Origin of the sequence: Nostoc sp. FACHB-892 (assembly GCF_014698795.1) — a bacterium.
In the GTDB taxonomy this organism is placed as follows: domain Bacteria; phylum Cyanobacteriota; class Cyanobacteriia; order Cyanobacteriales; family Nostocaceae; genus Nostoc.
The window spans coordinates 162,498-170,370 of the sequence record NZ_JACJTR010000016.1 but is presented as its reverse complement, the minus strand read 5'-3'; the positions used below and the strand labels follow the sequence as shown (position 1 = coordinate 170,370).

The window sequence follows — 7,873 nt, the reverse complement described above, 5'->3', positions numbered from 1 at the left end:
AGTTTTATCTTGCTCTCTAGTCAGAAATACCCTTAAACGGCTGCCCATATCGCTGTTACCTTTGTAGACACATTGTACGTATTTACTTATCTTTACATAGTTTGGTTTTTTCACCTTGTTCTACTTAGTGTTTAGTGAAGCGGTGTATTTAATTCACAGGCTTGTTTGTAATCGCAGTTTTCATGGCTTGAAAGATATGACTTTGGTCAACCACACCCCGAACACCAGGGACACTGTAAGTTCCAGAGCTATCTGTAATCTGGAAGCCTTGTCCTAGCAATCGAGTCAAAGCTGATGCGTAAGCACCTTGGTAGTAAACAGGTACAATCCGGCGGGTATGGCTACCCCAGAGGTACTTATAATTTGGATCAGACCCCCAGAAGTGACCAGCATCGGTAGTATTGTGCTTCACGAAAGTGATGTCTTTGGCGTTATATTTCAAGCCTCTAGACTGATTGGGGTCAGGATTGGGAGTTAATTTAGAGGCAAAGTCATTATTTAGAGTTAGGTAATGGTCATGGTCAGCAGTAACCAGTAGCAGGTTCTTGCTCCAACCACCATGATTATCTACCCAACTAATTACCTGCTGGACTGCCTTATCAAAATCATTCATGGTTCCGATGAGGTTATCCATGTTGTTGTCATGAGCAGCCCAATCGATATCGCCTCCTTCAACCATCAACCAGAAGCCATCTTTGTCTTTACCTAAAACCGTTAAAGCTGCTTTGGTCAGATCAGCTAAAGTCGGATTTTCGTTAATCTCTTTAGCAATAAAGCTGGCATCAGTCTCACCGGGAGCCAGAGGACGCACAGTATCGGGTGCAGGAGCATTAGGAGCGATGGGATTACCAGCTGCATCAATGACAGGAACACAATCCCCGGCTGTACCAGTTATTATCTGACCTGATGGACAGGTAGCCACAGTTCCAGCCTTGACAACAGAGCTATAGAGGGAGAAGCTGTCCAGACCTGTCAAACTATAGTCTCCCTTAGAAGAACTAACAGGAATGTTGCCATTTTGTCCACGCGCACCATACAGACCAAATAATCTGCCTCCCTTGTTGGGGTCAATTTTAGCAGCCGTGTTTAGCAGTGTCTTAGCTGCATTAGGGCCACGTTCCAAAAAGGTATAGCCGTAACGATTGGACGTAGGATTATTCTTCAGATGCTGGTAAGTGTCTTCTGTAATGTACGTATACTTAAAGACACCGTCTGCTGTACTTGTACTTTCTCTATTTTCAAAATCTTTGGGATGACCGCCACCCAACAAAATATTGGGTTTAAAGTTCAGCAATGTCTGTTGCAAAATGCTGTCTTGGTTGGTCTTGCTGGGGTCGTAAACACTGTCATACTTACTACGACGATTTACGAAAGAAGCCGCAGCACCAGGCGTTGCATGGCTAATAGGTACGGAAGTTACCAAGCCTGTAGACTTACCTTTTTCTTTGGCAATTTCTAGGATGGTTTTCAACTTCTTCTCGTAAATGTCTACCCCCATCGCATTGTTAAAGCTCTTTACTCCTGTATACAGAGTTGTAGCTGTGTTAGCAGAGTCGGGATAACTGTACTTGATGTAATCTTTGTCATACGTACCAGAATTACCAGGGGTCAAAGGAACCCAGGGAACAGCGCCGCCCTTACTGATCTCATAACCCGCCAGATTACCATCCTCTAGGCTATTGCCATCAGCTCGATTGCCAGGGTTAAAAGGAGTGGGCTGGAATGAGAAGTTAGGACGAACAGGACTTGCACCGGTCAGTACATTAGACCCATCTAAAGCAGAGTTACCTGTTAGATGGGGCTGGTCTATTGGATTTTCTGGTGTATTTCCCTGAATTGTTGTGCCGTAAGTGGTCACCAATCCATATCCACTTAGCTTTTGGAAGCTCAGACCAGAGCCTTTACCACTTGTGTAAAAAGGAGCGCCTTTGGCAACGGCTGCCGCCCGTGCCATTTCCCAACCCATACCATCGCCAATCATGATAATTACGTTAATTCCATTACCAGCAGCTAGGGTGGGCTGAAAAACAGAATTACCAAATACCAGCAGAACGGTACAGAGCAAGCCAGCCATTATAAGGGCTAGAAATCGCTTGTACTTTTGCAAAAATGAAATCATTGCAATGTGCCTTAAAGTTAATTGAGCAAGTGTTAGCTGTTAATACTGATAAAAATTTGGTTCTAGATGACTAGCACCGAAGTCTGAGTATGTAGCAGTCACATCTGACTGAGTGGATTCTGTGGTATGACTTTGAGCAGTTGCTGGTTGTTGAGTTGATGTTGCCAAGAACAACAAAGCTGCCATAACCAGACCAGATATAAACCAAGCCAAGGCGCGTTTGTACTGTTTCAGTAACGAAATCATTTTGGATTTTTGAATGAAACTCATCATCAGGAAACCTCTTAGTAAATAACCGAGTTGCAATCAACCTAGGCGTAGCTCGTCATAGACATCGCTATGCTTTGACAATTGCAATAATGCTAATAAGCATTATGTTTAAATAACCTTTAAAAACTAAATATAGGTAGGATAAATTAGTACAAATATTTTGCTATTTATAACGGTAATTAGTAAAATTATGTATTTAGCTATGTTCTAGGGGTAAATTCATTTTATTTGCAGACAACATGAAAGCTAAATCTTGCTTAAATAAAGGATGAATTGGCAGCACTGAAGGGTTTCTACAGCTAGTTAGCTGTAAAGTTATCTCAGCAATGTTGAAAGTTTTTCGGATGTGAGCTTCTAACTTATTGAGTAAGCGATCGCGTTCCTGGATAGTTGCAGATTCAACTGTCAAATTGGCACAAAGCATTACCTTATTTAAGCTAATTGTCCAGATGTGGAGTTTTTCTACTTGGACAACGCCAGGAAAAGATTTGAGAGATATTTCCACCTCAACAGGGTTAATTGCATCTGGTGCATACTCCAAAAAAATCTTTAAACTTTCTTGCACTAAAGGTAAGGCACTTAAACCCGTAAAAGTTGCAACGACTAAACTAATCGCAACATCTGCCCACCACCAATCCCAGAGATGAACTGCTAAAGCAGCTATAATTACGCCAACAGAACTAGCAGTATCAGCAATGACATGAAGCAAAGCTCCCCGCAGGTTTAAATCGTTGTGAATGTGGGGATGAAGCAAAGTAATGTTGAGCAAATTGACGATTAAACCTAACACAGCAATTCCTAACATTGGTAAGCCCAAAATAGTTGCTGGATGTTGCCAGCGTTGAATAGCTTCCCATGTGACAAAAGTAGCGATCGCTAGCAAACCTAATCCATTCAGCAAAGCTGCTAAAACTTCGATTCGCTGATGTCCAAATGTTGCCTTTTTTTTAGCTGGTTTTTGTGCTAAAAAACTGGCAATTAGCGATATTGCTAAAGCTGCAATATCAGATAAAATGTGTCCTGCATCCGCCTGTAGAGATAGACTTTGGCTCCATAAACCCACACTCCACTCAGCAACAAAAAAAACAGCAAGTAAACCTACTGTTACCCACAAAGTTTTTGCTTTTTGCTGATTATTAAATACTTTTACTGAATCATCTGCACATCCACACAATTGAAGTGAAACCATTACTCAAAAGCCTTGTTGCAGTACAGTAGTAGCTTCAAACATACTCAACATCCGTATCTGTGGTGAGTATGTTCTCAACTTTGAATGTATATCCTCAAATATTGTCTTTTAACAGCTTATGGTTCAAGACTTTTTTTCATGCCTCTTTTATAATATTACTCACCAATCTCTTCTTAAAATCTATTTTCTAGATTCAGAAATATATGAATAATACACAAAATATATGTCTATAAAAAACCTATCGTACTTAATTTAAGAAATGGTAATGCTTTTATTAAAAATCAAAAATTAAAGCATATTAATATTTACAATTTACAATAATCATTATATTAGTCATTGGTTACTAATTACACATGATTTTATTGGTAACTAAAACTTGGAATCGACCTATTATCCTCATTGAGAGGATGATAACCATTATCTTTTAAGCTCTTACTGATATAGACAATAAACACCTTTTGGACAGGCGATATACCTCAATAAATACATATTGAGAATAAGAATCTTTTTTACTGATTTTTCTAACTTTTGAATAAAATTTTAAAGATTATGAGCTTCCAATTTGCATATTCACTTACTAACAACACGGTTCGGTGAATTATTTTCACCTGATTTGATGACAATTTGACAGTAACAATACAAGGACTAAAGTCAGGGGCTTGAAACCTTTTGATACTGTGTGGATGGGTAAAATTGCCACTTTGTAGAAAATTTATATACACGTGACAAGCTTAAAGATTTTATGATAATAATCTTTTGTTTAATATTTCTTAACCTGTACGCAGTGGTTAAAAGCTTATTTAAGTGAAATTACAGGACTATTAATTTTTTCCCTTTGGAGTATTTTCTAATGAAATTAGCTAAGAATCTTGGTATTGCTACCGTTGCAGCTGCCATCTCTGTTGCTGCTGTTGGTACTAAACCGGTGCAAGCTGCCTTGGTTAATTACGGTTTCACTGTAAATGCCACATCTGGCGATAATCCCGGTCAGTATTTCGGCTCTTTTCAATACGATGACTCGACCTTAACCAATACAGGCCTTGAGACATTAGGAGTTGAGAATGGATTAGCAGTTACATTCAACTATTTAGGTACTAATTATACACAGGTAGATGATACTGATTTCGACAGTTTTCCTATAGCTAGCTTTAATAATGGCGAAGTTTTGGGACTAAGCTATTTTGTTGCAGACCAGTTTGCGATCGGGAGTGATCCAAATACTCCAAATGTAGGAGGGAACAATTTTTATCTAATTGACCAATCAGTAAACACAACACAGGTGGGTACTGTAAGCTACGCTAAAGTACCCGAACCGTTAGCTGTTGGTGGTACGGCTATTGCTGCTGTTATGGGATTGTGGATGCAACGTAAGAAGAGAGCAACAAAATTTGTGGGTTAATAACTTGACTTTTGAACGCCAATTGCTAAAGAGCGGGAACGCTAAGAGGGTAGCTTGCTTCCCCGTAGGGGTACAAGTCGGCAGAGCCGCCCAACGCACTAGCTCCTTTTAACTTCCCCATTCGCGTAGCGTCTCGCAGAGAAGGGGCTGACTGGTTTCCCAGCCTGGAGGCTGGGAAACCATGATTGGAGGCTCGGCCTCCAATGGCTTGACCAGAGGAAGCAGCCCTCTTGGAATACATTCCTTGTAAGTAAATCACCTTAATCCTTGCCCATGTTTAGAGTCAAGAATTAAGGTGATTTAAAACTATTTAAGATACTTCGCTAAATGAATCTGTTCCTATCGTTTTTAAAGACCACCAACAACGCCACCATCATTACGGGTAATTACTACCACTGATGAACGTGGGCGACCTGATGGGCCATAACCTTGACTGTGAGGCCAATTGCTAGCGATCGTGGGATTCGAGGCATCCCCGCGATCGCCTGGGTGCTGGATGTTGATAAACATCGCTTTGCCATCAGGTGTGCTAGTAATACCAGTTACCTCACAATCCGTAGGGCTGGTTAAGAAGCGCCTAACTTGTTTGGTGTTGGGGTCAGCACACGACATGGTGTTGCTACCGATGTTTACTAAATCACCGATACCATCGCCTGAGTGGTCGGTCTGAATCCAAAGGCGGCCGAAGTCGTCGAACCACAGACCATCTGGTGAACTTAAGTCGTCACCTTTAATGTTGCCTTTGAGATTTGGTTCGGGTCTAGTTTTGTCGCCAGCTTCAAAGAAGATATCCCATTTGAAGGTAGTTGCTGTAACACTACGTCCATCTTCGCGCCAGCGAATGATGTGACCGTAACGGTTGTCAGGACGTGGGTTGGGAGGATTCACGGGAGGACGCGCACCGCCTGCTGCTGTTGTGCCGTCTGGCTGGTTGGAGGAAACTGGAGTTGTGCCCCGACGATTATTGTTGGTCAATGTGCAGTAGACTTCAATCTCTTTATATCCGCCGATGCGAGGACGCACAGCTACCCACTCTGGGCGATCCATCATGGTTGCGCCGACTCTATCCGCAGCTTGTCTTGTCTTGACAAGCACCTCAGCTTGACTTCTGAAACCGTTATTTGGTGTCAAACCACGCTGACCGTAGACCAAAGGAATCCACTCACCAGTACCATTGTCATTGAATTTGGCAACGTACAGAACACCGTTGTCAAGCAAATCGCGGTTAGCAGAACGATTTCCAGGATTTAAAGGTTGGGCACAAACGAACTTGTAGATATATTCGTTGCGCTCGTCATCTCCCTGATAGAAAGCAACACGTTTATTGTCATCAACAACAACTTGAGCGCTCTCATGCTTGAACCGACCAAGAGCAGTGCGCTTGACTGGTTTGCTTTGCGGATCATAGGGATCAATCTCAACCACCCAGCCGAATAAATGGGGTTCGAGTGGGTTGGTGCTGGCATCGAAGCGTGGATCAACCTCCGGCCAGCGATAGCTAGATGATGTTGAAACGCCGTACCGATTTTGTCCTGCCAGGATATCGGACTTTTCGATGCCTGGAATTGCAACTACATCTCGTGTAGGGTTAGCAAAGTAGCCGTTCCAGTTCTCTTCGCAGGTCAAGTAAGTACCCCAAGGAGTGTAGCCATTAGCGCAGTTGTTGAGCGTACCATAAGCGGTATAGCCGTCGTTCAGTGTCCCGGTGTCAACAGAGCCAGTTGGCGTAATGTTAAACTTTTTCGACTTTAACAGTGCATTGCCAGCCGCAGGCCCTGATACTCGCATCTCGGTGTTCCCGGTAATGCGGCGACCATAAGGCGAATTGCGATTGAAACTCCACTCATTGCCCTTCTTGGAAATTTCCACAACAGACACGCCATGAGCAGCCTGAGATTTACGTACTTTGGCAATTGTGACTACATCCAAACCATCAGGATGCAAAATTGATTCCTGGGTATATTCATGGTTCACGCACAGCAGACCAGTATTGATGGGCTGATTTACAAAGCCTCTAAGTGATCTTGCTTGTGAACTTACTGTCCGACCAACAACATTCCCTGGCTGTAAAGGGAAGTAGTGCATTCCATCATTGTGCATACCAAACTGCTTTTCTTGAGCAGCAGCATCCTGAGAAACATCTGGTAGCCAAGTCGGACCACCAGGTGCGATCGGATCTCCCCAAGCAATCAGTACTTTAGCTGTATAACCTTCAGGAACACTGACAAGATCCTTTTCCAGCAGTCCTGTAGCTGGGTTGAGTAGATTCGGTGGGATGCTCTTAAAGCCTATGCCAGCAAATCCCGTTCCTTTGGGTATTGGAGCTGCATCAACACTTTGAAGAAAGCCTCCGATGGAAACATCGCCCAGAACAGTTAGCACCGACGTACCTACAGCCGTCATGATAAACCGCCGCCGACTGAGACTAACGCGGTCAATCACATCACGAATTGACTCGTTACCAGATGGATTGAGGGTCAAATTGTTTTTAGGGTGAAAGCGTCCTTTCATTCTCTGTTCTCCATTTAAGGCTTATGAGGTTGCTAGTCAGTTCATTTCTCAATGAACATGAGTAATTCAGTAAAAATAAACTCTAAATATTTACAGAAATTACTTAGATATTTATTGGTATTTGATGCATCTTTCACAGCTAATAAATAGCAGTGAATAACAGATTAAGGCTGGCTGATGCTGCTTACGCAAAGAAGAGTTATGAAGTTTCTATTAATTTATGTACTAAGTGTTAACATCAGGTTATATATTGATTAATTTGAATTTATCAGTTGTTATTTTTTACGTAAAGATAAGCTTTCAAAGCACAAATATCTATAAGTTTCAAAGCAAAATAATATTTAATAGATATGCAAAGATATGCAAGAATTTATATTTTCAGCTT

Annotated in this window: 5 protein-coding genes; 1 reads left to right on the top strand and 4 read right to left on the bottom strand. The window is 42.0% G+C overall.

Features of this window, described 5'->3' with window-relative positions; genetic code table 11:
* Positions 1–148 precede the first annotated feature (148 nt).
* From H6G96_RS21300 to H6G96_RS21290, 3 genes are all read right to left on the bottom strand, one after another.
* Positions 149–2,119 carry an alkaline phosphatase gene (locus H6G96_RS21300; protein ID WP_190913296.1) on the bottom strand — a complete coding sequence of 657 codons (1,971 nt, stop codon included), beginning with the start codon at positions 2,117–2,119 and terminating at the stop codon, positions 149–151.
* Positions 2,120–2,158: 39 nt separating this feature from the next.
* On the bottom strand, positions 2,159–2,392 hold the full coding sequence (locus tag H6G96_RS21295) for a hypothetical protein (RefSeq protein WP_242063354.1): 234 nt from the start codon (positions 2,390–2,392) through the stop codon (positions 2,159–2,161).
* 193 nt (positions 2,393–2,585) lie between these two features.
* The gene (locus H6G96_RS21290) at positions 2,586–3,578 is read right to left on the bottom strand and encodes a cation diffusion facilitator family transporter (protein WP_190913294.1); all 993 of its coding nucleotides are present in this window, start codon (positions 3,576–3,578) and stop codon (positions 2,586–2,588) included.
* Positions 3,579–4,428: 850 nt separating this feature from the next.
* On the opposite strand from H6G96_RS21290, the gene H6G96_RS21285 reads away from it, so the two are divergent.
* Entirely contained in the window at positions 4,429–4,977 is a 549-nt protein-coding gene (locus tag H6G96_RS21285; protein WP_190913293.1) for a PEP-CTERM sorting domain-containing protein, read from the top strand.
* A 348-nt stretch (positions 4,978–5,325) separates the two neighbouring features.
* Here H6G96_RS21285 and H6G96_RS21280 read toward each other — a convergent pair whose 3' ends face one another.
* Positions 5,326–7,488 (bottom strand): PhoX family phosphatase, encoded by a 2,163-nt coding sequence (locus tag H6G96_RS21280; RefSeq protein WP_190913292.1) that lies wholly within the window; start codon positions 7,486–7,488, stop codon positions 5,326–5,328.
* Positions 7,489–7,873 lie beyond the last annotated feature (385 nt).